The 24,428-nt window shown below is 53.0% G+C and carries 22 protein-coding genes; 4 read left to right on the forward strand and 18 right to left on the reverse strand.

All coding sequences use genetic code 11. From position 1 onward, the window contains the following. Positions 1 to 6 precede the first annotated feature (6 nt). From V6E55_RS02410 to cecR, 4 genes are read right to left on the reverse strand one after another with little or no spacing between them, the layout of a single operon-like run. On the reverse strand, positions 7 to 1,140 hold the full coding sequence (locus tag V6E55_RS02410; RefSeq protein WP_316942092.1) for an ABC transporter permease: 1,134 nt from the start codon (positions 1,138 to 1,140) through the stop codon (positions 7 to 9). Next, the gene (locus tag V6E55_RS02415) at positions 1,130 to 2,869 is read right to left on the reverse strand and encodes an ATP-binding cassette domain-containing protein (RefSeq protein WP_236919759.1); all 1,740 of its coding nucleotides are present in this window, start codon (positions 2,867 to 2,869) and stop codon (positions 1,130 to 1,132) included. Before V6E55_RS02415 ends, V6E55_RS02410 begins: the two co-directional genes overlap by 11 nt. Continuing rightward, positions 2,862 to 3,857 carry a secretion protein HlyD gene (gene hlyD, locus V6E55_RS02420; protein WP_316942093.1) on the reverse strand — a complete coding sequence of 332 codons (996 nt, stop codon included), beginning with the start codon at positions 3,855 to 3,857 and terminating at the stop codon, positions 2,862 to 2,864. Before hlyD ends, V6E55_RS02415 begins: the two co-directional genes overlap by 8 nt. Next, entirely contained in the window at positions 3,854 to 4,531 is a 678-nt protein-coding gene (cecR, locus tag V6E55_RS02425) for a transcriptional regulator CecR (protein ID WP_114978435.1), read from the reverse strand. The genes hlyD and cecR overlap by 4 nt, the downstream gene beginning before the upstream one ends. Before the next feature lie 236 nt (positions 4,532 to 4,767). On the opposite strand from cecR, the gene rhlE reads away from it, so the two are divergent. Both rhlE and dinG read left to right on the forward strand, forming a co-directional pair. Next, positions 4,768 to 6,147, forward strand: coding sequence for an ATP-dependent RNA helicase RhlE (gene rhlE / locus V6E55_RS02430; protein ID WP_049008675.1), 1,380 nt, complete (start codon positions 4,768 to 4,770; stop codon positions 6,145 to 6,147). A gap of 97 nt (positions 6,148 to 6,244) precedes the next feature. Further along, positions 6,245 to 8,422: an ATP-dependent DNA helicase DinG gene (dinG, locus tag V6E55_RS02435; protein ID WP_316942095.1), complete on the forward strand. Its 2,178-nt coding sequence runs from the start codon at positions 6,245 to 6,247 to the stop codon at positions 8,420 to 8,422. Here dinG and V6E55_RS02440 read toward each other — a convergent pair. From V6E55_RS02440 to V6E55_RS02460, 5 genes are all read right to left on the reverse strand, one after another. After that, on the reverse strand, positions 8,409 to 8,912 hold the full coding sequence (locus V6E55_RS02440; protein ID WP_114978437.1) for a fimbrial protein: 504 nt from the start codon (positions 8,910 to 8,912) through the stop codon (positions 8,409 to 8,411). The two genes, dinG and V6E55_RS02440, sit on opposite strands and share 14 nt — an antisense overlap. Continuing rightward, positions 8,909 to 9,895 carry a fimbrial protein gene (locus V6E55_RS02445; RefSeq protein ID WP_316942097.1) on the reverse strand — a complete coding sequence of 329 codons (987 nt, stop codon included), beginning with the start codon at positions 9,893 to 9,895 and terminating at the stop codon, positions 8,909 to 8,911. Before V6E55_RS02445 ends, V6E55_RS02440 begins: the two co-directional genes overlap by 4 nt. 22 nt (positions 9,896 to 9,917) lie before the next feature. Beyond that, on the reverse strand, positions 9,918 to 12,461 hold the full coding sequence (locus tag V6E55_RS02450; RefSeq protein WP_316942098.1) for a fimbria/pilus outer membrane usher protein: 2,544 nt from the start codon (positions 12,459 to 12,461) through the stop codon (positions 9,918 to 9,920). A 27-nt stretch (positions 12,462 to 12,488) separates the two neighbouring features. Then, complete coding sequence (locus V6E55_RS02455) at positions 12,489 to 13,163, reverse strand: fimbrial biogenesis chaperone (protein WP_114978440.1); 675 nt, start codon at positions 13,161 to 13,163, stop codon at positions 12,489 to 12,491. A 68-nt stretch (positions 13,164 to 13,231) separates the two neighbouring features. After that, on the reverse strand, positions 13,232 to 13,768 hold the full coding sequence (locus V6E55_RS02460; protein WP_114978441.1) for a fimbrial protein: 537 nt from the start codon (positions 13,766 to 13,768) through the stop codon (positions 13,232 to 13,234). A gap of 256 nt (positions 13,769 to 14,024) precedes the next feature. Here V6E55_RS02460 and ybiB point away from each other — a divergent pair, with 256 nt between their 5' ends. Further along, positions 14,025 to 14,987: a DNA-binding protein YbiB gene (ybiB, locus tag V6E55_RS02465; protein ID WP_129996395.1), complete on the forward strand. Its 963-nt coding sequence runs from the start codon at positions 14,025 to 14,027 to the stop codon at positions 14,985 to 14,987. 115 nt (positions 14,988 to 15,102) lie between these two features. Here the strand turns inward: ybiB and ybiJ are convergent, their stop codons facing one another. From ybiJ to bhsA, 3 genes are all read right to left on the reverse strand, one after another. After that, positions 15,103 to 15,363 carry a DUF1471 family protein YbiJ gene (gene ybiJ, locus V6E55_RS02470; protein ID WP_114978443.1) on the reverse strand — a complete coding sequence of 87 codons (261 nt, stop codon included), beginning with the start codon at positions 15,361 to 15,363 and terminating at the stop codon, positions 15,103 to 15,105. Positions 15,364 to 15,648: 285 nt separating this feature from the next. Beyond that, on the reverse strand, positions 15,649 to 15,915 hold the full coding sequence (locus V6E55_RS02475) for a DksA/TraR family C4-type zinc finger protein (protein ID WP_129996394.1): 267 nt from the start codon (positions 15,913 to 15,915) through the stop codon (positions 15,649 to 15,651). 123 nt (positions 15,916 to 16,038) lie between these two features. Then, positions 16,039 to 16,305, reverse strand: a complete 267-nt coding sequence (gene bhsA / locus V6E55_RS02480) for a multiple stress resistance protein BhsA (RefSeq protein WP_129996393.1) — start codon at positions 16,303 to 16,305, stop codon at positions 16,039 to 16,041. 243 nt (positions 16,306 to 16,548) lie between these two features. Between bhsA and rlmF the strand changes: the two genes are divergently transcribed. Beyond that, entirely contained in the window at positions 16,549 to 17,460 is a 912-nt protein-coding gene (rlmF, locus tag V6E55_RS02485; RefSeq protein WP_165383601.1) for a 23S rRNA (adenine(1618)-N(6))-methyltransferase RlmF, read from the forward strand. Positions 17,461 to 17,507: 47 nt separating this feature from the next. Here the strand turns inward: rlmF and ybiO are convergent, their stop codons facing one another. The 6 genes from ybiO to rhtA all read right to left on the reverse strand — a co-directional run bounded on the left by ybiO (position 17,508) and on the right by rhtA (position 24,112). Beyond that, on the reverse strand, positions 17,508 to 19,721 hold the full coding sequence (gene ybiO, locus V6E55_RS02490) for a mechanosensitive channel protein (RefSeq protein WP_129996392.1): 2,214 nt from the start codon (positions 19,719 to 19,721) through the stop codon (positions 17,508 to 17,510). Positions 19,722 to 19,852: 131 nt separating this feature from the next. Further along, positions 19,853 to 20,575, reverse strand: coding sequence for a glutamine ABC transporter ATP-binding protein GlnQ (gene glnQ / locus V6E55_RS02495; RefSeq protein ID WP_129996391.1), 723 nt, complete (start codon positions 20,573 to 20,575; stop codon positions 19,853 to 19,855). Next, positions 20,572 to 21,231, reverse strand: a complete 660-nt coding sequence (gene glnP, locus V6E55_RS02500; RefSeq protein WP_014169254.1) for a glutamine ABC transporter permease GlnP — start codon at positions 21,229 to 21,231, stop codon at positions 20,572 to 20,574. The genes glnQ and glnP overlap by 4 nt, the downstream gene beginning before the upstream one ends. Before the next feature lie 84 nt (positions 21,232 to 21,315). Continuing rightward, entirely contained in the window at positions 21,316 to 22,059 is a 744-nt protein-coding gene (gene glnH / locus V6E55_RS02505) for a glutamine ABC transporter substrate-binding protein GlnH (RefSeq protein WP_013097464.1), read from the reverse strand. A 361-nt stretch (positions 22,060 to 22,420) separates the two neighbouring features. Next, positions 22,421 to 22,924, reverse strand: a complete 504-nt coding sequence (gene dps, locus V6E55_RS02510) for a DNA starvation/stationary phase protection protein Dps (RefSeq protein ID WP_008501171.1) — start codon at positions 22,922 to 22,924, stop codon at positions 22,421 to 22,423. Positions 22,925 to 23,224: 300 nt separating this feature from the next. Beyond that, positions 23,225 to 24,112, reverse strand: a complete 888-nt coding sequence (gene rhtA / locus V6E55_RS02515; RefSeq protein WP_049005393.1) for a threonine/homoserine exporter RhtA — start codon at positions 24,110 to 24,112, stop codon at positions 23,225 to 23,227. Positions 24,113 to 24,428: the final 316 nt, after the last annotated feature.

The following is a 24,428-nucleotide window of genomic DNA, read 5'->3' on the forward strand; positions in this document are numbered from 1 at the left end:
CGCTCCTTAATCCAGTCGCCGTTTGGTTTTTATCCACGTCAGGCCAATAAACATCGTTGCTGACGCCATCAGGAACAGCGTGTTGATAATCAGCACCACCGGAATATTTCCCGCGAGGAACAGGCTTTGCAACGTGCTCACGAAGTAGCGAGCCGGAATAATGTAGGTCACGGCGCGGATCACGGCGGGCATGCTGTCTATCTGGAAAATAAACCCGGACAGCATAATCGACGGTAAAAAAGCGGCGTTGAGCGCCACCTGGGCGGCGTTAAACTGGTTGCGGGTGACGGTGGAGATAAGCAGCCCCATGCCGAGCGTGCTGAGCAGAAACAGGCTGGTGATAAAGAACAGCACGACCAGCGAGCCGCGGTACGGAACACCGAGAATAAATACCGACACAAGCATACAGAGCAGCATCGCCAGCATGCCGAGGAAGTAGTAGGGGATAAGTTTACACAGCAGCAACTCGACACGCGTCACTTCGGTAGAAAGCAGCGCCTCCATGGTGCCGCGCTCCCACTCACGGGCGATCACCAGCGAGGTCAGGATCGCACCAATAACCGTCATGATTATGGTCACCGCGCCAGGAATAATAAAGTGCTGACTGATGGCGGCGGGGTTAAACCAGTAGCGGGTCTGCACGTCAATCAGAGGGTCGAACGTTTCCCCCCGGTCCTCAGCGCGCTGCATCTGCCAGAGCTGCCAGATACCCTCCACGTAACCCTGCACAAAGTTCGCGGTATTCGGCTCGCTGCCGTCGGTGATCACCTGTATCGGTGCATCTGTATTCGCCAGCGCCATATTGGCGGCGAAATCGACCGGGATCACCACCAGCCCGCGAATTTTCCCGGCCTGCATCTTCTGGATCAACGCCTGGCGGTTGTCGCTGATGGTGGCGTCAATGTAGGGTGAGCCGGTCATCGCGTGGGTGAAATCCAGCGCCTCTTCGCTCTGCTGTTCCAGCAAAATACCGACTCTGAGCTTGCTGGAGTCGAGGTTAATGCCGTAGCCAAAGATAAACAGCAATAGCAGGGGGATCACCACGGCAATCAGCCAACTGCTGGGGTCACGCACGATCTGGCGCGTCTCTTTGATGCACAGCGCGCGCACCCTGCGCCAGGAAATGGCGTTATTGTGCATGGGCATTCTCCTTATCCCAGTCATGGATGAGGGTGATAAACGCCTGCTCCATCGTCGGGTCCGGGACATCATCGTCGGCGGCCTGTGCTTTCAGGTCATCTGGCGTACCGTGGGCAATCAGCTTGCCGCGGTACACCAGCCCGATACGGTCGCAGTACTCAGCCTCATCCATAAAGTGGGTCGTCACCATCACGGTAACCCCTTTTTCAACCATGCTGTTGATGTGCAGCCAGAATTCGCGGCGGGTGAGGGGATCAACGCCGGATGTAGGCTCATCAAGAAACAGAATATCGGGCTCATGCATCAGGGAACAGGCCAGCGCCAGCCGCTGTTTGAAGCCGAGCGGCAGTTCATCCGTTGCGTGGGAGGCAATGCTGGTTAACCCGAATGCGTCGCTCATACGGCGGATTTTCTCGTTCTGCGCCCGCCCGCGCAGGCCGTACACACCGGAGAAAAAGCGCAGATTCTGTTCGACCGTCAGGTTGCCATAGAGGGAGAACTTCTGCGCCATATAGCCCAGATGCTGACGCGCTTTGCCGGAACTGACCTTCAGGTCCATATCCAGTACCAGCGCTTTACCGGCGGTGGGGACCAGCAAACCGCACATCATCTTAAAGGTGGTGGATTTTCCGGCACCATTCGGCCCGAGCAGGCCAAAAATCTCGCCGCGTTTCACCGCGAAATTCACGTTATCGGTGGCGGCGAAATCACCAAATTTTTTAGTGAGGGATTTGGCTTCAATCACCGTTTCGCCCGGCGTGCCTTCAACCGTATGCAGGATCGCCCCGAGGGGAGATTCTGACGTGCCCGCACCGCCCAGCAGGTCGATAAACGCATCTTCGAAGCGCGGTGCGGTCTCTTCCATCTCGATCTCAGGCATACCTGGCGCACGGCGAATATCGTCGACGGTTGCTTCCTTCTTGAGGATCACGCGTACCGAACGGCCCTGAATCATCCCGTCGCTGACCTGCGGCAATTTCAGCACTCGCTGTAACAGCTTGCGGTTGGATTCCTGCGGGCTGTGCAACAGAAAACTGCGCCCGGCCATACTTTGTGTCAGTGTCGTCGGCTCACCCTGATAAAGCAGTTCACCTTCGTTCATCAGCAGCACATCCCGGCACTGCTCCGCTTCGTCAAGGTAGGAGGTGCTCCAGAGGATCAGCATCCCGTCGCCTGCCAGTTCGTGCACCATCTGCCACAATTCACGGCGAGAAATGGGGTCAACACCGACACCCGGCTCATCGAGGAGCAGAACTTTCGGTTCACCGACCAGCGTACAGGCCAGCCCCAGTTTCTGTTTCATGCCGCCGGAGAGCTTACCTGCCAGCCGGTCAGTGAATGGACCGAGTGAGGTAAACTCCAGCAAACGAGCGAAGGTCTTCTGGCGAATGTCGCCGGTTACGCTGCGCAGGTCGGCATACAGATTCAGGTTTTCCATTACCGTCAGATCTTCATACAGACCAAACTTCTGCGGCATATAGCCGAGCATGGCGTGGAGCGCGCTGTCATCCTTGATCGGGTCGAGCCCGAGCACGCTGGCGGCCCCGTCATCCGGCTTAAGCAACCCCGCCAGCATCCGCATTAGCGTGGTTTTGCCGGCACCGTCCGGGCCGACCAGTCCGGTGACATAGCCCTTCTGAATGGTGCAGTTCAGCGGCGCGACGGCCGGTTTGTCCATTCCCGGGAAGCGTTTAACCAGATTGCTAAGCTCAATAACCGCGTCATTCATGTCGTTCCCCGCTGTTTACTTTTACGGTGACAGGCATGCCCTGACGCAGCGCGTCGTCCGCATCGGTCACGATGATACGCAGGCGATAGACCAGGTCGGTACGCAGATCCGGCGTTTCAACGGTTTTTGGTGTGAATTCGGCGGTTGGGGAAACGAAGCCCACTTTGCCGTGATACGGCTTGTCCGGTCGACCATCGGTATAGAGCAACAGCTCGCGTCCCGGCTTCATCTGGCCGAGATTCGGCTCGTCGATGTACGCACGCACCCATACCGGACGGGTCAGGGAGAGTGTTAAAACGGTGCTGCCCGCGCTTAGCATGCTGCCTGGCTCCACGGCGCGGGTCATCAGCGTACCGTCAGACGGTGCAACCAGAGTGGTATCGTGAAGATCCAGTTCGGCCTGGGCGAGTTGCGCCTGAGCCTGTTCAAGGCTGGCTTTCGCCTGGGCAATGTCCTGCGGGCGATTACCGGTGTGGTACTGACTCAGTTTGTCCTGGGCGGATTTGAGCGTGGCCTGCGCCTGATCGCGGGAAGAACGGGCATTTTCGAGGTCATTGGCAGAAATGGTGCGGCTTTTCCACAGCCCCTGCTGACGGGCATAGAAGTTTTGTGCGTAGTCGTAAGCTGCCTGCGCCTGTTTGACCGCTGCGGCGGCCTGGGCAATCTCTTCATCGCGATAACCCGCCAGCATCAGATCATATTGTGCCTGGGCTACAGATACGCCTGCCTTTGCCTGCATCAGCGCGTTCTCGTAAGGGGCTTTATCCAGCATACCCAGCGTCTGACCGCGCATAATTGTGTCGCCTTCATCAACGTTAAGCGATGCCAGACGTCCTCCCACGCGGAAGCTCATATTCACCGTACGAATATCGACGTTACCGTAAAGCGTCAGGCTTCTCTCCTGGTGGCTTTGATACCACAGCCAGCCACCGACTCCCGCAGCAAGCAAAACAACAACCACCAGAATGATGGCGACAGGTTTTTTCATGACTTCAGGCTCCTTTGCGTTAAACCTTGCAGGATCAGATCGAGATGACAGGTGATGACCTGGATAATCTGCGCGGCTTTATCCTCATCAAATTGTGACCAGCCGGTGCGTAACAGGATAGTCTCCCGCCCCAGACGGAAGGCGAGGATTTCACCCAGCAGGGCATGGGTATGCAAAATTGTCTCGGTATCGTTGGCATCCCGCCCGGTATAGGCGGCGATCAGCCGGGTCAGGTGAGTATGCATCGGGGCAATCACCTGATCGTGCACTCGCTGGTACGCGGCAGTAGGGGAGAGCTGCTCGCGGGAGATAAATTTACTCAGGTTGAGCGTATCGTCGTGCGTCAGCAGGCGGATCATATTGTGGCAGGCGTTGAGGATCAGCTGGCGGATGGCATCGCGATCCGGCGACGGCTGGCTGAGCAGCGCGGTGGCTTCCTCAACGTGCGGGTGAAATTGCGTGCCGATGAAATCGGCGATCCACTGGGCACAGGCGAGGTATAAATCCTCTTTTGAGCCAAAATAGTAGGGTATGGCTGCAATGTTCTGCCCGGCCAGTGCCGCAATATCGCGCGTCGTGGCATGCAATCCATACTCGCCAAACTGTGCCAGGGCGGCGGCGATAAGCTGGCTTTTGGCCTGTTCACCTTTGGTTGTTGTTGGGGTTGTATTCATAGCAGCATTAAAAATTAATCAATCGATTGATTAACATTATGCCCGGTTCACCCTTTTGTCCAGTTGTCTCCCCGGCGGGAAATATTTCGTTGATGAATGGCTGAGGGATATTTTATGCGCCACGTCACAAAAGCTGCTACACTCCGCTGCTTCACGACATTGTGGTTTTTGTCCTTACCATTGTTATATCTCCCTGAAAACTACACCTGTGATGGTCGGGGCGGTTCGGAGTTTTTATGTCTTTTGATTCCCTTGGCCTGAACCCGGAAATTCTGCGTGCGATTGCAGAGCAGGGCTACGTCGAGCCAACCCCAATCCAGCAGCAGGCTATCCCCGCCGTCTTGCAGGGCCGTGATCTGATGGCCAGCGCCCAGACCGGGACCGGTAAAACCGCCGGTTTTACCCTGCCGCTGTTAGAGCTGCTGGTTAAGAACCAGCCGCATGCGAAAGGCCGTCGTCCGGTTCGTGCGCTGATCCTCACCCCAACCCGTGAGCTCGCAGCCCAGATTGGTGAGAACGTGCGTGACTACAGCCGCTATCTCAACATTCGCTCGCTGGTGGTTTTCGGTGGTGTAAGCATTAACCCGCAGATGATGAAGCTGCGCGGCGGTGTGGACGTGCTGGTGGCAACGCCGGGTCGTCTGCTGGATCTGGAACACCAGAACGCGGTGAAACTGGATAACGTCGAAATTCTGGTACTGGACGAAGCCGACCGCATGCTCGACATGGGCTTTATTCACGACATTCGCCGCGTGCTGGCTAAACTGCCACCGCGTCGTCAGAATCTGCTCTTCTCCGCAACCTTCTCCGACGAGATCAAGGCGCTGGCGGAAAAGCTGCTGCATAACCCGCTGGAAGTCGAAGTTGCGCGTCGCAACACCGCCTCTGAGCAGGTGACTCAGCACGTTCACTTCGTAGATAAAAAGCGTAAGCGGGAATTGCTCTCCCAGATGATCGGTCAGGGCAACTGGCAGCAGGTACTGGTCTTCACCCGCACCAAGCACGGTGCGAACCACCTGGCGGAACAGCTGAATAAAGATGGCATCCGCAGTGCGGCCATCCATGGTAACAAGAGCCAGGGGGCACGTACCCGCGCGCTGGCTGACTTCAAATCTGGCGATATCCGTGTGCTGGTGGCAACCGACATTGCTGCCCGTGGCCTCGACATTGAAGAGCTGCCGCACGTGGTGAACTATGAGCTACCAAACGTGCCGGAAGATTATGTTCACCGTATTGGCCGTACCGGTCGTGCGGCGGCAACGGGTGAAGCGCTTTCTCTGGTTTGCGTGGATGAGCACAAGCTGCTGCGTGATATTGAACGCCTGCTGAAGAAAGAGATCCCGCGTATCGAAACGCCGGGCTATGAAGTTGACCCGTCGATTAAAGCTGAGCCGATTCAGAACGGTCGTCAGGGTGGTCGTGGTCAGGGTGGCGGTGGTCGCGGTCAGCAACCGCGTCGTGCTGACGGTGGTGCGCCAAAATCAGCGGGTAAACCGCCGCGTCGTAGCAACGAAGCTAAACCTGCCGGTGAAAACCCGTGGCGCAGTGGCGAAGGGAAACCCGCAGGGGAAGGGCAGCGCCGACGCCGCCCACGTAAACCTGCTAACCCGCAGTAATCTGGAAGCCCGGTCGTAAAGCCGGGCTTTTCTTTTTGCGACAGCAAAGAGAAAGTGCCACAATAGTGGCTGTTTATACAGTATTTCAGGTTTTCCAATGGCTTTAACCGCTGCGCTCAAGGCGCAAATTGGCGCATGGTATAAGGCGCTACAACAGCAGATACCCGATTTTATCCCCCGAGCGCCGCAGCGGCAGATGATTGCTGACGTGGCAAAAACGCTCGCCGGGGACGACGGGCGACATCTGGCGATTGAAGCCCCCACCGGCGTCGGGAAAACCCTCTCATATCTTATCCCTGGCATTGCTATTGCGCGGGAAGAGGACAAAACGCTGGTGGTCAGCACCGCCAACGTGGCGTTGCAGGATCAGATCTTCAGCAAAGATTTACCGCTGCTGCGCAAAATCATCCCTGATCTGCGTTTTACCGCAGCCTTTGGGCGCGGACGCTACGTCTGCCCGCGTAACCTGGCGGCACTTGCCAGCAGTGAGCCGAATCAGCAAGATTTGCTGGCGTTTCTTGATGACGAACTGACGCCGAACAACAAGGTCGAGCAGGAGCAGTGCGCAAAGCTAAAAGCCGATCTCGATGGCTACAAATGGGATGGCCTGCGCGATCACACCAGCCAGGCAATTAGCGATGACTTATGGCGCCGGCTAAGCACTGATAAAGCGAGTTGTCTTAACCGCAACTGCCACTACTATCGGGAGTGCCCGTTCTTTGTCGCCCGACGTGAAATTCAGGAGGCGGAAGTGGTGGTCGCCAACCATGCGCTGGTGATGGCGGCGCTCGAGAGCGAAGCGGTGCTGCCGGAGCCCAAAAACCTGCTGCTGGTGCTCGATGAAGGCCACCATTTACCCGATGTGGCGCGGGATGCGCTGGAAATGAGTGCCGAAATTACCGCCCCGTGGTTCCGCCTGCAGCTGGATCTGTTCTGCAAGCTGGTGGCAACCTGCATGGAGCAGTTCCGGCCAAAAACCACACCGCCGTTGGCGATACCCGAGCGGTTGAGCGAACACTGTGAAGAGGTTTACAGCCTGATTGCTTCGCTCAATAACATCCTCAATCTCTACCTTCCGGCAACTCAGGAAGCGGAACACCGCTTTGCGATGGGAGAGCTTCCTGAAGAGGTGATGGAGATTTGCCAGCAACTGGCGAAGCATCTGGAAAAGCTGCGTGGCCTGGCGGAGATGTTCCTGAACGATCTCAGTGAGAAAACCGGTACCCATGACGTCGTCCGTCTGCACCGTATTCTCCTTCAAATGAACCGTGCGCTGGGCATGTTCGAATCACAGAGCAAGCTCTGGCGGCTGGCGTCAATGGCGCAGGCGTCGGGCGCACCCGTCACCAAATGGGCCACTCGCGAAGTGCGGGACGGACAAGTGCATCTCTTTTTCCACTGCGTGGGCATCCGCGTGGCCGATCAACTCGAGAAGCTGATCTGGCGCAGCGTGCCGCACGTGGTGGTGACCTCCGCGACATTGCGCTCACTCAACAGTTTTTCTCGTTTACAGGAGATGAGCGGTCTGAAAGAGAAAGCGGGCGACCGTTTTGTCGCGCTGGAGTCACCGTTTAACCACTGCGAGCAGGGCAAGCTGGTCATTCCGCGCATGAAGTTTGAGCCGTTGATTGACAATGAAGAACAGCATATTGCCGAAATGGCAGCCTATTTTCGCGGGCAAGTCGAGAGCAAAAAGTACCCTGGGATGCTGGTGCTGTTTGCCAGTGGGCGGGCGATGCAGCGTTTCCTGGAGCACGTTACCGATCTGCGTTTATTGCTGCTGGTGCAGGGAGATCAGCCTCGCTACCGGCTGGTGGAAACGCACCGTAAACGCATTGATAACGGCGAGCGCAGCGTGCTGGTGGGTTTGCAGTCATTTGCAGAAGGGCTGGATCTGAAAGGGGACTATCTGACGCAGGTGCATATCCATAAAATCGCTTTCCCGCCGATCGACAGCCCGGTGGTGATCACCGAAGGGGAATGGCTGAAAAGCCTTAACCGCTATCCGTTTGAGGTGCAGAGCTTACCCGCGGCATCGTTTAACCTGATCCAGCAGGTAGGGCGTCTGATCCGTAGCCACGGTTGTTGGGGTGAGGTGGTGATTTACGACAAACGCTTGCTCACCAAAAATTACGGTCAGCGGCTGTTGAATGCTTTGCCCGTTTTCCCCATCGAACAACCGGAAGTGCCTGAGGTAAAAAAACGCCCGGCCAAATTACTTGCCGGGCGTAAGAAAAGCCTCCGTGCTAAGGGGCGCGGTCCTACTGGTAAGTGAAGGTCACCTGCACGACGCTGTTGAACGTGCCGGCGGTGACGGGCATTGAGGTGGCGTAGTAACGCGCAGCTAAGGGAAAGTCTGCCGTATGATCGCTTTGATTGATCAGCACACTAAAGCTGGCCAGTGGCGCGATAAGTATGTGATCCTGACGATCGGCCAGTTCGAGAGCCAGGCCGCCAGCCGTGCCGTTATTCGCAAATTTTGTCGGATGTGCGCCATCCGCCTGTCCGTGAAACGTAGCGGTGGCGAGGGTTGTGGTGGCCGGGCATTTTGAGAGTGTCAGATCTACGTTTTTCCATACCCCCGTGTCACCGATGTCTTTAAAATCCCCTGACGCTGCCTGACCGAGATCGACAGTTAAATTCTGGCTGGCGCTGTCAACGGAACAGGTATTGGCTAAAATATTCCCCTGCATGAGCACCTGTATTTCGTCTGCGCAGGCGTGAGATGCCAGACCAAGCAGTAAAACCGGAAGATATTTTGTCATTTATACCCCAGCGTGATGGTGGCAATGCTGTTGGCGCTGCCTGGTGTGACGTCGGCTGCGGTTTGCTCGTAACGAACCTGAAAAGGAATCGCCAGCGTTTCATTGGCTTGCGCAACTGCGACAGTGTTCTTGTATGTGCCAAAGTCCGGGACTTCTCCGTCAAATAACATGTGAACCCCTATCCCCGTCGCGACACCGGTTTCCTGAGTCAGGTTGATGACGCCCGGGAAGTTCGAATCATAGCCATTTGCGCTTGTTATCATGACTTCTGGCTGCACGGTGTCGGTACAATTCACGTCCACGTCAAATGTCTTATAGGGAGCCATCGTACCCGTGCCAGTAAACGCACTGATCGGGAAATCCCCTAAGGTAATTGTCAGGCTTTTTGGGGAGACCGAGCAGGTCACCTCGTGAACCGTGATATTCCCTGCGTAGGAAATAGTATTGGGATAGCCAATCCCCTCATGGCCAAACACGCCAATGCCAAAGCGGGTTTGTTCCTGAACCAGTGTGCCTGATGAGACCGTATTGCTGGTTTTCACCAGCTCCAGTGTGACGTCAAAACTGAATGATAATTGTCCGTCGGTGGAGACGTAGCCAATGGGCGTGCTGCGCGAATCACACTGTACGCCGCCAGCACCGCTGATACGCTGGCCCTTGTCGTTCATCAATGCGATACCAATCCCGGGCACACCTGAGTCATAAACGCCAGTCATGCCCGGAATTTCAGCACCTGTACCGTAATAGCAGGATACGATTTCCAGCCCACTATCGATGCTTTGATCGCAGTTTCCCGCCACATGGACAGTATTTTCCGAACCGGGAATCGTCGCGCCTACGGCCAGTGTTGAGGAAACCGAAATCGACGCGACGTTGATCATTTTTGGCATATCCGGGGTGGTGCAGGTCGCTTTCGCATGCGGCATAAATAATGCTGCCGTTCCCAGAATCAGTAAAAAAAAGCAGTCTTTAATCAATTGCATAATATTGAGCCTGAACGGTGGATCACTGACACTGCGCGTCAGCACGAGTAATGGTGGATTTATCTTTCTCATCCGTTAGCGCGTATTCAGCGCTGCAATGCTCGCTGGCATCTTGTCCCCAGCTGACAGAGAGTTTTCCGTGCTGAGGTAAACCGGAGAGATAAGTCTGGCCGTCGTTGCCCACAATAAACTCGCTGTCCTTATCATCGGTGGTGACCGTTGCGCCAAAGGGCAGCGGTTTACCGTTTTGTGTCAACGTCATCAGCACCCGATGTCCCACGCGAGTGTTGAAGCTTGCCCGAACGACAGCCCCACGTGTCGGAGTGACAATCTGCGCGGCATGGGTCACGTCGGCATCCTCTGGTAGCGTTTCAGTGTCCAGTGAAATGGTGTTATGGCGATAGGCGGTGACAAATGGCACAACGGTATAGCCACGGAAATCGGTCTCGACACCCGTCTGGTTGGTGATATGTGTGCCATGGGTCCCCGGAGCTTTCACCAGAGCGATGGTTTCCCCTAGCGGCTGACTTAATGTGATGCCGTTAGCATGCGCCACGACGCCACCCTGCAGACCCATGTTCACCGTGCGTTGATATTTATCCTGACTAATACCGCCGCTCACTTCGCCATAGGTTGCCTTATAGTCGGCATTTGCACTGGTGGAATTGCCGCTGCCGGTTGTGCTCAACCCTTCCTGAATATTCCAGTTGAGATTCTCCTCCTTCAGCGCCGTACCGTTCAGGCCAATATTCTGCGTGGTACCCTCTTTGGTGTTATTCAGATTGTACGTAGCCCATGTGTTGTGCATCCAGTGGTCAAGCGGAACGGAAACACTCAGAGAGAACTGGTTGTCGTTTGTGACTGACTCCCCGTTCTCATCGCTGTCGTCTGTATTCTTGTTCATGCTGTAGCTCAGGCTGTAGCTCATGCCATGCCAGCTATTGTTGTAGCTGACGCTCATGGAGGTCATGTCCTGACTCTGGCTCCAGTAAGTCTCTTTCACCATGCTCAGGGTGACGGACCCCCACCCTTTGGGCAGTGTCTGGTCGATAGTCGCTTCTGTCCGTGCGCGACGCTGTTGTGGGGCCGACCAGTCGTCCGAGCGGGTCCAGGACTCCATGGTGTCTTCCAGGGTGTAAAACCCTTTGCTGTTGTAGCGATAGCCCGCGAGAGAGAAGTTGGTACCGGAGCCGGTAAAATCTTTGCTGTAACGTACACGCCAGGACTGGCCTTTGCTGGTCTGTTGCTTTTTAAGCAGGGCTTTCGCGCGGGTCACGTCGATGGAAAAGGCACCTAAATCCCCCATGTTTTTTCCCGTGCCCAGCGCCTGGGACTGATAATGGTTACTCTGCTGGACGCCACCATAGGCGGTGAAACCATACGGTAAACCATAAATTGCGCTGCCCTGGGCAAACGGCGTTTTCTCTACGTCGCTGTCATATGAGCGATAACGGCCGGCAGTAACGCTATAGCGCAGGTTATGTTCACGCTGGAGCACCGGTACTGAAGCGTAGGGCACCACAAAATGGCTTTCGCTGCCGTCGGTTTCTTTTACTGTCACCTGAAGATCACCGCTACTGCCCGTCGGGTAGAGGTCGTTGATCTCAAACGCACCGGGTGCAACGGTATTTTGATAAATGACGTAACCGTTCTGGCGCACCATCACCAGAGCGTTACTGTGCGCTGTGCCGCGAATAATCGGGGCATACCCTTTCTCGCTGTCCGGGAGCATGTCGCTGTCGGAGTTAAGCTGCACGCCGGTATAGGGCACGCTATCAAAAACGTCGGCAGGGGAAGAACTTTGTCCGACCGTCAGACTGCTTTTCATCGCCACAATATCGCGCTGGGCGTAGGTATAAATGGATGAAAATGTCTGCTGTTGTTCTTTACTCGTGGTGCTGCGGTTCCATGTTGAGTAGTTTCTGACCCGCCATGCGCCAATGTTAATGCCAGGCCGGAGATTGACGTACTGGCTGCTGGTATCCTGTTCACCCTGTTGCAGCGCGTGGCTTTGGCTCGCGGTCGCACTGTAATTGAGCAGACCCGCCGTGATCCCTTCATCAAACTCTTTTGGGTTGATATAGCCCCGTGGAACCTGGCCCAGTGCCAGTTGCGGAACACTGAGCAGCAATTGCTGATTGTGAACATGAAACGTCGCAGATGCGTCCGGAATGGCGTTTAAATCAGCACACTGGCCTTTTGCCATCAGCTCAGGATATTTTTTGGTTTTGATACCCAGGTTTTTTAAGTCGCTCAGACTAAAGCAAGGCTGAAGGGAGTTATTACCATGCGGATCTTTTTGTAATTTGAACGTGACATCGCGTGTATCAATTTTGTTGTTATTAATAAAAATAGCGACCTGATATTTTCCTGGCGCTTGCCCGGGACCTTTTTCGTAGATCGACAGGTCGGTCTTTCCCTGTTGAGGATTATCAATATCCAGTAATGCCGGGTTAAAATAATCATCAGCCATAACCTGCTGTGCAAAGATCGCCATTGCCAGGCCACATAATATGACCAGCAATGAAGACATTCGACAGGTGAACGGCTTTTTATGGCTGTACATGATGAGCGTAATTATCTGCAGATGCTTTTAATGGACGGGTTTTGACCAGGTCTGACTGATACTGCCGTAGTCTGTAATAATCGAATATGCGACAGTTGACCCACCAATGTTGCCTGATAATGCAAAATGTGTTTCCGTTTCAGGGACGGCCCAGGTCGCTTTACCGACTTTATGACCATTCAGTGTCACCTTCTGGAAATTCATATAGAAAGGCGTTGGGTTATTCACGACCAGATCGTTGCCTTCACGATGCCACTCAAGTTTGTCAGCCACCTCTTCGGGTTTACCTTTAACGGCCGATGGGCGATACAACAATTTAATTCGCGTATTGATAGCAATTTGCAGCGTATTCATCCCTTCAACATGTTTTGAGGAGGGAATGGCTTTGATATTTAACCAGTACAGCGATTCGCGATCTTCCGGTAAATTTCCGCCGGTGCGTACCACGCGCAGCACGTTATCCTCTTTCGCATCAAGACGAAAAAGCGGTGGTGTGATCAGAAAGGGGGCTTTGGCCAGGTTTCTACCGCCAGAATCAACCCAGGACTGTACCAGATAATCTGTCGCATCTGGGTTTGAAACGCCAAGAGAGGATTCCTTTTTATTTCCCTGGTAGACCAGACGGGTGCCATTAATAATAACACCTGCATGTGCAGTGGCGGCTGCCAGTAAAAGCGTGCTCAGTAAATAACCGTGGCGCATAACTTTTTCTCAAAAAAAGAAGAGATATTAACGTCGATGAAAACGTTAATACCTCAGGGTGGATAATATCAGTTATAGATAACGGTAAAGGTTGATACAGAGTTAGCTGGACCTGCGGTAATTGCGGCCCCGGTTTGAATATACCGTGCGCCGAATATCAGGTCATTAACCGTCGTGCCGGAGGCTAACGGATATTGCTGAGAAGGTGTATACAGGCTCACGGGTTGTTCAGACGCGTCAACCAGTTGAATAGCGACACCTGTTGCAGCATCCGCAGCTGGCGTTAATGCCAACGTAGCGTTGTTATTTGCATCCGGGGTTCCACCAAAGTTAATGGCTGCGGAGGTAACGGTTTCCGGACAATCTTTTAACTGAATATCGAACTTTGTTAATGTGCTGGTGGAGCCCGCACCGGTAAATACCGTTTTAGACACTTTACCTAGCTGAACATTTAATGGATTACTTAACCCATTAACCACCTGACACGCAGAATCAATAATCTCTCCGGTGAAGTTTATCTGACCTTCACCGTTTGTAGCCGCCAATGCGGATGCAGAACATCCCACTGTCGCGGCGATGAATAAACCTAAAGCAACCTTGTTCATAACAAATCCTGGTATGTTTCTGGTGAGAACGTTGCCTGGACGTTTTCACCGGTGACCCTTAATGACTTTCCGCTGGCTATTTAAGCAAACAATGACGTATTAAGAATCTTCTGGCGGAATTACAAATAATTGAAATAGTGCTTGAGTTTCACTTTTCATCATAAAAACAGAAGGTTGATCCCGTTGAAAAAAACTAACGTCTGGATGTTCTTCAGGGCTATATTGTTAACAAGATGATGTTTTCAGGAGAGATGTCGTGGATTATCGCAAAATTATCAAAGAAGTAGGGCGCGGGAAAAACCATGCCCGCGATCTGGACCATGAAACCGCTCGTGCGCTTTACACCCATATGCTCAATGGCGAAGTACCTGACCTGGAGATGGGGGGCATTCTGATTGCGCTGCGTATCAAAGGAGAAGGTGAAGCGGAGATGCGCGGCTTCTATGAAGCCATGCAGGCGCATACGCTGCGCTTAACGCCGCCGGTGGCAAAACCGATGCCGATTGTGATCCCAAGCTATAACGGTGCGCGCAAGCAGGCAAATCTCACTCCACTGCTGGCTATCTTATTACACAAACTCGGGTTTCCGGTGGTGGTGCACGGTGTGAGCGAAGACCCTACGCGCGTACTGACGGAGACCGTTTTCGGGATGCTGGGGATCGCACCAACACGACATGCTGGTCAGGCGCAGGCGAAACTGGATGGCCATCAACCGGTTTACATCCCTGTGGGTGCATTTTGCCCGCCGTTGGAAAAGCAGCTTGATATGCGCTGGCGCATGGGAGTGCGTAACAGCGCACATACCCTGGCGAAACTGGCGACACCTTTTGGCGAAGATGCTGCTCTGCGTCTCTCCAGTGTTTCTCACCCTGAATATGTTGCGCGCGTGGGTAAATTTTTTGAGGACATTGGGGGCAGGGCATTGCTGATGCATGGCACAGAGGGCGAGGTTTATGCTAACCCGCAGCGTTGCCCTCAGGTGATGCTGATTGATTCCGTCGGTACGCGCGCCATTCTGGAGCGTGGGGACGAAAATTGCGGCGTGATACTGCCTGAAGCAAAAGATCCACACACCACCGCGCACTGGATTGAGCAGTGTCTTGCCGGAAATGTGCCCGTTCCCCATTCCCTCAAGCTACAGATGGCCTGTTGTTTGCTGGCTACCGGGGAAGTTGAAACGTTCGAAGCAGGACTGAAACGCGTTGAAGAGGCGTTTTGAGCAAAAAAAAAGCCCGTCCAGTGGCGGACGGGCAAGCAAGGGTAACAACAGGGTCAATGAGGGGTGGAGCATCTCACCAGAGGGTACGGGTGAGGGTGGAGCATAATTCGTTCGATTATTTGTAAATAACCGCAGTACCGCTCAGCTTATTATTGGTGTTAGCGGAGGTGATGGTGTATCCGCTTGCACCAGCAGCTGCGGCTTTCTCAGCCAGTTTGGCTTCCAGACCGTCCAGCGTGGTCGCGCCTTCTGCACTTACCACACCGATTTTATTCATGCCCTGGGCCTGAGTCGTTGAGACAGGCTCTGCAGCAAATACACCAAAAGACAGAGCGGACAGGGCAACAGCAGCAACAGCATATTTGATGGTTTTCATAATTAATCTCTCGCAGGTTATTCTGTTAAGGGGACGATGTTCCGTCGATGTGATAAGTATCACGCTTTTTTGCGGAGGATAAAATCGAAGAGAATTGACGTGGTCGCTCAAAAAAATTGAATGACAAATAACTTATTGAATATTAATAAATTCAAAGTGCCACTTTACACTTCTTGTTGAAGCGCTTTACAGAAGAGAGAAGAAGGGCACATTTTGCTACGCGTTTGACTAAAAATCGTGAGAGTAAAGGAATACGCTTGCGTGGTTAGCTTAGGTAAAGGAAGGTCAACGTAACTGGCTGTCTTTCGATCCTCTGCGATTATATCCCGAATGAGATGATATTTTTGAATCTTTATCCTGCTGGCAGGTTATGCATAACCGTACTCCTGGAATGGCCTTACGTCGTGCCTCCGGAATAGGTTCACCACATTCTTCGCATTCCGATAAACTTTCGCCGCGAGGAATTTCACCGCGAGCACGGGCAACGGCATCTTCAATTGTACTGTTGATTTGTTCGTTAACGGCGTCGTCATTCGCCCAACCTGAAGCCATGATCTCCTCCGGGAATCTGTTGAAGGCATACGCTCAATATGGGGTTAAAAATTGAACAATCAAGAAACAGGCGAAGAAAACTGCACCTGTGTTGCAGATGCAGTGCGTTGAGTGGACGTTGGATTACTTGTAAATGGTCGCCGTGCCAAACATATGGTTATCACCGCTGGCAGAATTAATCTCAAATCCTTTGGCGCCTTCCTGGCGGGCTTTCTCGGCCAGTTTACTTTGCAGATCGTCAAGGTTGCTTGCACGACTTACCGATACTGTACCTGCAGGTCGTAACTGGCTGGTATCGGTATTGTCAGACAGTGACTGAACGGCCATGGCTGAGAATGACGCGGTCGCCAGGGCTGCGGCGATAACAGTAAGGGCTAGATACTTTTTCATAATCACATCCTCATGAGGAAACAACAGGTGATTCCCTTTAAGTTTAGAAGCCCGAGGAGTGTGATTTAGCGCAAAAATTTGATGATGATCTGCTTATTTTTTGAACAACAAAAATTGACAATGTACTGACAGATCATAGATATAAAGGTGATTGATTTTTGTCGCTTTTTTGAGCGCCAAAGAGAAAGATTTACCGTTCGGCCCGCAAAGGGTATCTTACGCCGCTGTTTAAAGGAGAATGCCATGACTTCCCAAAAGCCGGGATTGCACCCACGAAATCGCCATCGCAGCCGCTACGATATGAACGCGTTATGCCAGAGCTGCCCTCCACTGCAGGACTATATCGTCCAGACGCCTGCGGGCGAGCCTTCGGTGAACTTTGCTGATCCTGTGGCAGTTAAAATGCTGAACAAAGCCCTGCTGGCGCATTTTTACGGTGTGGCGCACTGGGATATTCCAGAAGGCTTTCTCTGCCCACCTGTACCGGGGCGTGCTGATTACATTCACCACCTTGCCGACCTTCTTGCAGACGATCGTGGCGGTGTTGTTCCGCAGCAAGCTACTGTCCTGGATATCGGTACCGGGGCAAATCTGATCTACCCATTGATTGGCGCTCATGAGTATCACTGGCGTTTTACCGGGAGTGAAATCGGCGCTGAGGCATTTGCCAGCGCACAGGCGATTATCAGCGCCAACCCTGGGCTAAGCCGCGCCATTCGCTTGCGTCGTCAGAAAGATGCGGCCTCTATCTTCAACGGCATTATTCACAAAAACGAAAATTACGATGCCACGATGTGCAACCCACCGTTCCATGATTCAGCGGCAGCGGCCCGTGCTGGGAGCGAACGTAAGCGCCGCAATCTGGGGCAGGCGGAAGATGCGGCGCTGAACTTTGGCGGACAGCAGCAGGAGTTGTGGTGCGAGGGCGGTGAAGTCGCCTTTATCCTGCGCATGATTGATGAAAGTAAGCAGTTTGGTCGTCAGGTGAAGTGGTTCACAACGCTGGTTTCCCGTGGGGATAACCTGCCGCCACTCTACCGTGCCCTGACCGAAGCGGGTGCCGTGAAAGTGGTGAAAAAAGAGATGGCGCAAGGTCAGAAACAGAGCCGCTTTATCGCCTGGTCGTTTATGGACGATAACAAACGCCGCAAATAATGTGTCTCGTAGGCCGGGTCAGGCGAAGCCGCCACCCGGCAACCAGGCTACAGCGTCGGCTCCTGCGGTGGGAGCGGCGATGCGGGTGGTGGCAGCACCTGATATGTCTGCACAGGCATCCGCACATTCACCAGATCAAAGTGTTTTTTCACCATGCTGTCGAGGGCAAAGCGCACCGTCCACTGCTTCAGCGGTTGCGTGGTGAACGAGACACGCAGAGTAAATGCCGTGTTTGTCAGCCCGACAATGCCGGCAAATGACGGCTCCCCGATCACCAGCCCGCGAATATCTTCCATCTGCATCAGTTCTTCTACCGCGTCGCGCAGCGCCTGTTTAGCTTTTTCTGCATCTTCATGACGGTCCACATCATAGTTCGCCACGACGGAACCAATACCGCGCACAAAGTTGGCGAAAGTGGTGATCGAAGACCAGGGAATGATGTGGTACGCCCCGGTGTCCTGACGCACGCCGACTGAGCGAATGGACATCCGCTCTACCGTGCCGGTTAATGGCCCAATCGTGACCAGATCGCCCGTGTTCATTCCATTCTCAAACTGGATAAAAATGCCGGTAATAATATCCTTCACCAGCGTTTGCGAACCGAAGGAGATCGCCAGCCCCAAAGCACCTGCCCCCGCCAGCAGCGGGGCGATATTTACACCGATTTCCGAGAGCACAATCATGATGGTGATAGTGCTGATAATCACCGCCAGGGCGTTGCGGAACAGAGTCAGTAACGTTCGGGCACGGGCGCTGGGCAGCGGTCTGCCATGAATATCAGATACCAGACGGTTCTCAATAAGACTCGCCAGTAACGTCCAGCCGACGGCTGAGAAGAACAAAATCAGCGCAATGCGAATCAGAATGTCGACCGTTTTTTCACCCGCACCGTTATGCAGCCAGTTCCAGAAATCAAACAGGCTCCATGCATTCAGAAGCAGCATCATCGCCACGCAGACGGTCAGAATGCGCGCCACCTTAAGTGATACCGACATCCAGCCGTTTACGCGTTTTTGCAGTTCAGGGTAGCTACGCTGCACTTGCGGTGAGAGGGTAATGGTTTTCGAGATCCAGCGGGAGAGCAGGCCGGAGATAAAGGCTGCCACGCCAATAATGGCCAGGCTCTTAAATGTCGCCCCCATCATAAATTTCAGGCTGTTACCGGGATCGAACAGCGAGAAGAAGCACAGTACGATGAAGTAAGCGCTTGCCAGCCAGTGCCACACCAGCGCAAAAGCGCGAATGAAGAGGCTAAAGAACGAGAGGGAACGGTCGGCCAGGTGCAGCAGGCTCTCAGTAATGGCCTTTTTGTTATGGAAGATAAGGTACAGCGACCAGACGGTAATGCAGATCATAATTAGCACGTTTGCCAGCGCCCCAAACTGGACGTTCACCTGGTTGGAGATGATCGGCACGGCAACCAGCAGACCATAACCAATTAACCCGCTGAGCACGCTCAGACGCAGTGCCCAGTATTTTGCGCTCACATCCCGGATGGAGAAAGGACGTAGCGCCGGTACGCGCGGACAAAAAAGTAACCGCAACAGCGCTTTAAAAAACTCGATCAGGGCAAAGGCATTCAGGAAAAGTGATTGCTGGAAGGCGATGGTTTTGTTGCCAGCATTCAGCTTGTCGGCCAGCATCTGGCCTAAAAACAGCGTCAACGCCAGCAGCAGTAAATCGATGATAAACGCTGAGGCTATCATTAACGGCAGGTGCAGCCAGCTGTTTTTCTGCTGATTCTTCCTGCGTCCCCATTGTCCCATCTTACGGTACAGCGGCCACGCGCACAGACGCACCAGCCAGTAAAAGAGAAATACCGCGCCGGCCAGCATCAGGAACTGTGTAGCGGCAGTGGTAAACGTTTTTGGATTAAAGGGCTTATGCGGTGAGCCAATCAGGTTGCGGTAAAGCTGGGCAAAACGAGAGGAGAGGGCTTCACCATAGTGGCGACTGACGTCGGTGACGTTTTCCAGCACCGTTTTTTGCTCCTCCACTTGTGAAGGAGCGAGGGGCGGAACGCTCTCCTGCGGAGGCGTGGCGGCGGTTTTCCGCAGCTGATCAATTAACTCTTTCCGTGAGGAGTCGTTTTCAAGGAGGTCAGCAAGCGCACTGTAAGCCGCTTTTTTTTGTTCAACATCCGGCTCCGGAGGAGGCGAACCTGGCTGTGTAGAGGCCGTTCCGGCAGTGACCCCGGGGATCGCCACAGCGAGCGATGGCGCACTAAACAGGCTTATCAACAGCAGCAGGATCCACGGCACGGTGCCCTCCGGTGAAAATAGTGTGCAAAATGATAAGTATAGAGTGCGAGGGTCGGAGGGGAGTTTTTGGGAACAATCTGGCGTAAAAAAGCCGGGCATGCCCGGCTCTGTGTGAAGCGAAAGAACGAGGATCAGGAGACGTGCTGCAGGAACTCCTGCAAACGCTGGCTTGGCGGGTTCGCAATCAATTCCTGCGGGTTACCGTCTTCCGCGATACGGCCTTTATCAATGAAGATCAGACGGGACGCAACTTTCTCAGCAAAGCCGATTTCGTGGGTCACGATCACCATCGTCATCCCTTCTTCTGCCAGATCCTGCATGACTTTCAGTACTTCGTGGCGAAGTTCCGGGTCAAGCGCAGAGGTTGGCTCATCAAACAGCATCATTTTTGGTTTGACCGCCAGCGCGCGGGCGATAGCCACACGCTGCTGTTGACCGCCGGACAGCTCGGAAGGGTAGTGGTGCGCACGTTCTGCCAGACCGACTTTAGCGAGCAGATCTTTTGCCAGCGCTTCCGCCGCCGTTTTGTTGGCACCGCGCACACGCAGCGGACCAAACATCACGTTCTCCAGCGCCGTCAGGTGCGGGAACAGGTAGAACTGCTGGAACACCATGCCCGCTTCCTGACGAATCAGACGGTCGTCGACTTTCGGGTCGTTCACTTTCAGGCCATCGACGATCAGATCGCCGCTGGTGATCTCTTCCAGCTTGTTGATGCAGCGCAGCAGCGTCGATTTACCGGAACCGGATGGCCCGATGATGACCACCACTTCACCTTGTTTGATGTTCAGATCAATATTGTGCAGCACCTGGGTTGGACCAAAGTGCTTGGAAACGTTTTTAAATTCAATCACAGGATTTTCATCCTTCTTTCAAGACGACGCAGAACGAAGCTCAGAACCAGAGTAATGATCAGGTAGACAACGGCCACCGCACTCCAGATTTCCAGCGCGCGGAAGTTGCCAGCAATGATCTCCTGCCCCTGACGGGTCAGCTCAGCCACGCCGATAACGATGAACAGCGACGTATCTTTAATGCTGATGATCCACTGGTTACCGAGTGGTGGCAGCATACGGCGAAGTGCCAGAGGCAAAATCACGTGGCGGATCGTTTCGCGACGAGAAAGACCTAACGCCAGACCCGCTTCACTGAAACCTTTATGAATCGACAGAACCGCACCGCGGGTAATTTCTGCGATGTAGGCTCCTGAGTTGATCATAATGGTCACAACGGCCGCGCTGAACGGATCGATACGCAGGTCGGTGAAGGCCATTGGCAGGGCGAAGTAGATGAACATGACCTGCACGACAATAGGGGTGCCGCGGATCACTTCGATGAAAACCAGTGCGATGTGGTTTGCAATCCAGCCACCGTAGGTGCGGGCGAAACCGGCGACAAGACCGATAATCAACCCACCAACCAGACCCAGGACCGAAATCCACAGGGTCATCTTAGCGCCTTCAAGCAAGATAGGAATGGCAGGCCAGATGGCGCTCCAGTCAAACTGCATGATAATTTCCTGTTACTGTTACCGTGTTTCAAAAATATCAGGGGCGAAAGGTCGCCCCCGAGTGAACGTCATTTTTACGTATTATTATTTAGGCTCAGTACCGAACCATTTTTTGTAGATTTCGTTGTAGGTGCCGTTCTCTTTCAGCGTTTTCAGCGCACCGTTAACTTTTGTACGCAGGTCATCGCTGCCTTTAGGGAACGCGATACCGTACTGCTGTGCTTCCAGAGATTCACCGACAGCTTTGAACTTGCCGTTGCCTGCTGTTTTGATGAAGTACAGGATGTTTGGTGTATCATGCAGAACAGCATCAGCACGGTTGGTGCCGAGTTCCATGTACGCGTTGTCGATGTTCGGGAACTGACGCAGGTCTTTAGTTTTGATATTTGCTTTTGCGTAATCAACAGAACCGGTGCCGCTCTTCACTGCAACCACTTTACCGTCGAGATCTTTCACGCTTTTTACGTCGTTATTGTCGGCTTTAACCATGACCAGCAGGCCGCTTTTGTAGTAGCCGTCAGAGAAGTCGATGGCTTTTTTACGTTCATCAGTGATGGTGATACCGGCCAGAGCCAGATCAACGTTTTTGGTTTGCAGTGCCGGGATGATGCCGCTGAAGTCCATTGGCTTCAGGGTGTAATCCAGTTTGAGTTCTTTTGCGATAGCAGCCCACAAATCCACATCAAAACCAACGTATTTATCACCCTGTTTGAATTCAAACGGAACGAACGCCGTGTCGGTCGCCACAACCAGTTTGTCGGCAGCCTGAGAAGACACCGCAAAAGCCAGGGTAAGTGCAGCCAGTGAAACTTTTAATACAGACTTCATAGCATTTCCTTTTATATCCACGGGGCGATCCCCTGCGAGAACATGTGGCACAATGAAAAAATCGTGCCAACTTTACAACTTGTTGTTTTGCAAAGGGGATGATGTCATGCATTGCACAATAAACAGGGCAATGATGGCTGATTGCACCAAAGTGGAGCACTGTTTTGGTGCGCTTCGTTTGGGGCAACTGACGGAGAGATATTTAGCGTAAATTCTGACGAAAAAACAATCTCTCGTTAACGGTTGTGTGAGGTGATTATTACAATTTTTTCACGTTTGCACTGTCTCAGGGAAAAAACGTGCACCATAGATGTGCAAAACCCTCGCCACAGGCGAGGGTTGAAGAGAAAATTCCGATGAATTATTCGATGTTAGATTCAATGAACCACAGGAATTGGTCCAGATCACGAGAAGCGGCGGTGAAGATATCAGCTGTGTCTTCATCTTTTGCTTCGCTAATCGCTTTACGTACATCGTTTGCGACTATCGCGTAGCGGTCTGCAAGCTCTTTCAGGTGATCCTGAACGGTATGGATATCCAGCGGGTAACTTTTCAGTGGTGTTTTACTGTTAATCACCTGTGTGGTACCCAATGCCACACCACCTAACTGAACGGCACGTTCGGCCATCGTATCAAGGTGGGTGACCAGAGCAGTACGGAAGCCATCCAGCATTTCATGAACGGCAATAAAGTTTGCACCGCGCATATTCCAGTGGGCTTGTTTGGTGATCAGCGAAAGATCGATGAACTGGATCACCTGGCGATTCAACAACTCAATGGTCGCTTTTTTGTCGCTATCCGATACATCGTTACGGGTATAAAGCAGATTAGACGCTTTCGTTTTCACCAGTTTAGCGGTACTCATAATCTCATATCCTCTTGATGTTTATGTCCCAGGTAATTACGGAACTAAGTATAGCATCGGTTTTTTTGTCTGCGGTTTGGCTGTACCTATCAGTTTAATAGAGATAAGAGAGTTGAGAATTTAACTTATTGAAATTAAATGGTTATTCACAATATGATACGGATTGATCTTAATTTGTTACTGGGGTTGGCGGGGGAAGGAGCATATTTCGATAATATGACAAACTGTGTGTGAAATTATAACGCCTGTCGACCTGGCCTTTATTCTGCATGGCGGTGAAGCCATGCAGAATATAAGACCTTAGTTGATATTGACCTTTTCAACTTTAGGTTCAGAACGCATGGTCAGCGTCGATCCCATTGAGGCCGCAATAATCGAGCAGAGCGCCAGCGTCTGGGTCAATGTCAGGGTTTCGCCAAGAAACACCATCCCGGAGATTGCGGCGAGCGCAGGCTCCATACTCATCAGGGTGCCAAATATGCGCGTCGGCAGGCGCGTAAGGGCAATCATCTCCAGAGAATAGGGGAGTGCTGTAGAGAGAATAGCGACCGCCAGCCCAATCGGCATAACTGACCATTGCCAGATAGATTCTGTTGCCTGGGCCATACCGATGGGCACAAACACGATAGCCGCAATCAGTGAACCCAATGCGACGGTTGCCGGGCCATGCTCTTCCCCAGCGCGTTGACCCGTGAGTATATAGATAGCCCAGCAGGCGCCTGCACCTAAGGCCAGCGCCGCGCCTGTCAGATCAATCTCAGAAACATTCTGACCCAGCGGCAGCAAGAACCATAACCCCAGAACGGCTAACACGACCCAGATAAAATCCACCGGCCGACGCGAGGAGAAGAGTGCCACGGCCAGCGGGCCGGTAAATTCCAGCGCAACGGCGATCCCCAGAGGTATTGTCTGGATGGAGAGATAGAACAGATAGTTCATTGCCCCCAGGGACAAACCATAAAATAGCAGGGGTAAACGCTGCTCTTTTTTGAAGCGTAAACGCCAGGGTTTGAAAATAACCACCAGTATTGCCGTACCCAACACGATACGCAGGGCAGTGACTCCAGGGGCACCAACCAGCGGAAAAAGCGATTTTGCCAGCGAGGCACCACTTTGAATGGACAACATTGCTATGAGTATGACTGCTACCGGCAACCAGACCGACGATGTGCGGGATAACCCAGGCATCCTTTCTCCTGTCAGCTTATGTCAAATGAAGTAAAGGTTGCAGTGTAAAGGAATTATGTTGCAACGGTTGAGACGCCGTTGAAAAAAAACCACGTGAAATCCGTAAAATGGTTAAGCGTTGTTGGATTTATCGCCTGTCAGATTAGGAATAATCTGGATGAATGTAACAGCGCAGGCGCGCACTATGGGCGTTTTGTAGTGAAAATTGCATGTGATTTGAAAGAGATAGCTGAAGCTGGAAATGTTCTGTTACAGGAAAGGAACCTTTAGACATCACGAATCACAAAGAGTTTCGCAAATTTTTTTGATATATTTA

This window comes from Enterobacter sp. 342 (assembly GCF_036663495.1).
Classification (GTDB): domain Bacteria; phylum Pseudomonadota; class Gammaproteobacteria; order Enterobacterales; family Enterobacteriaceae; genus Enterobacter.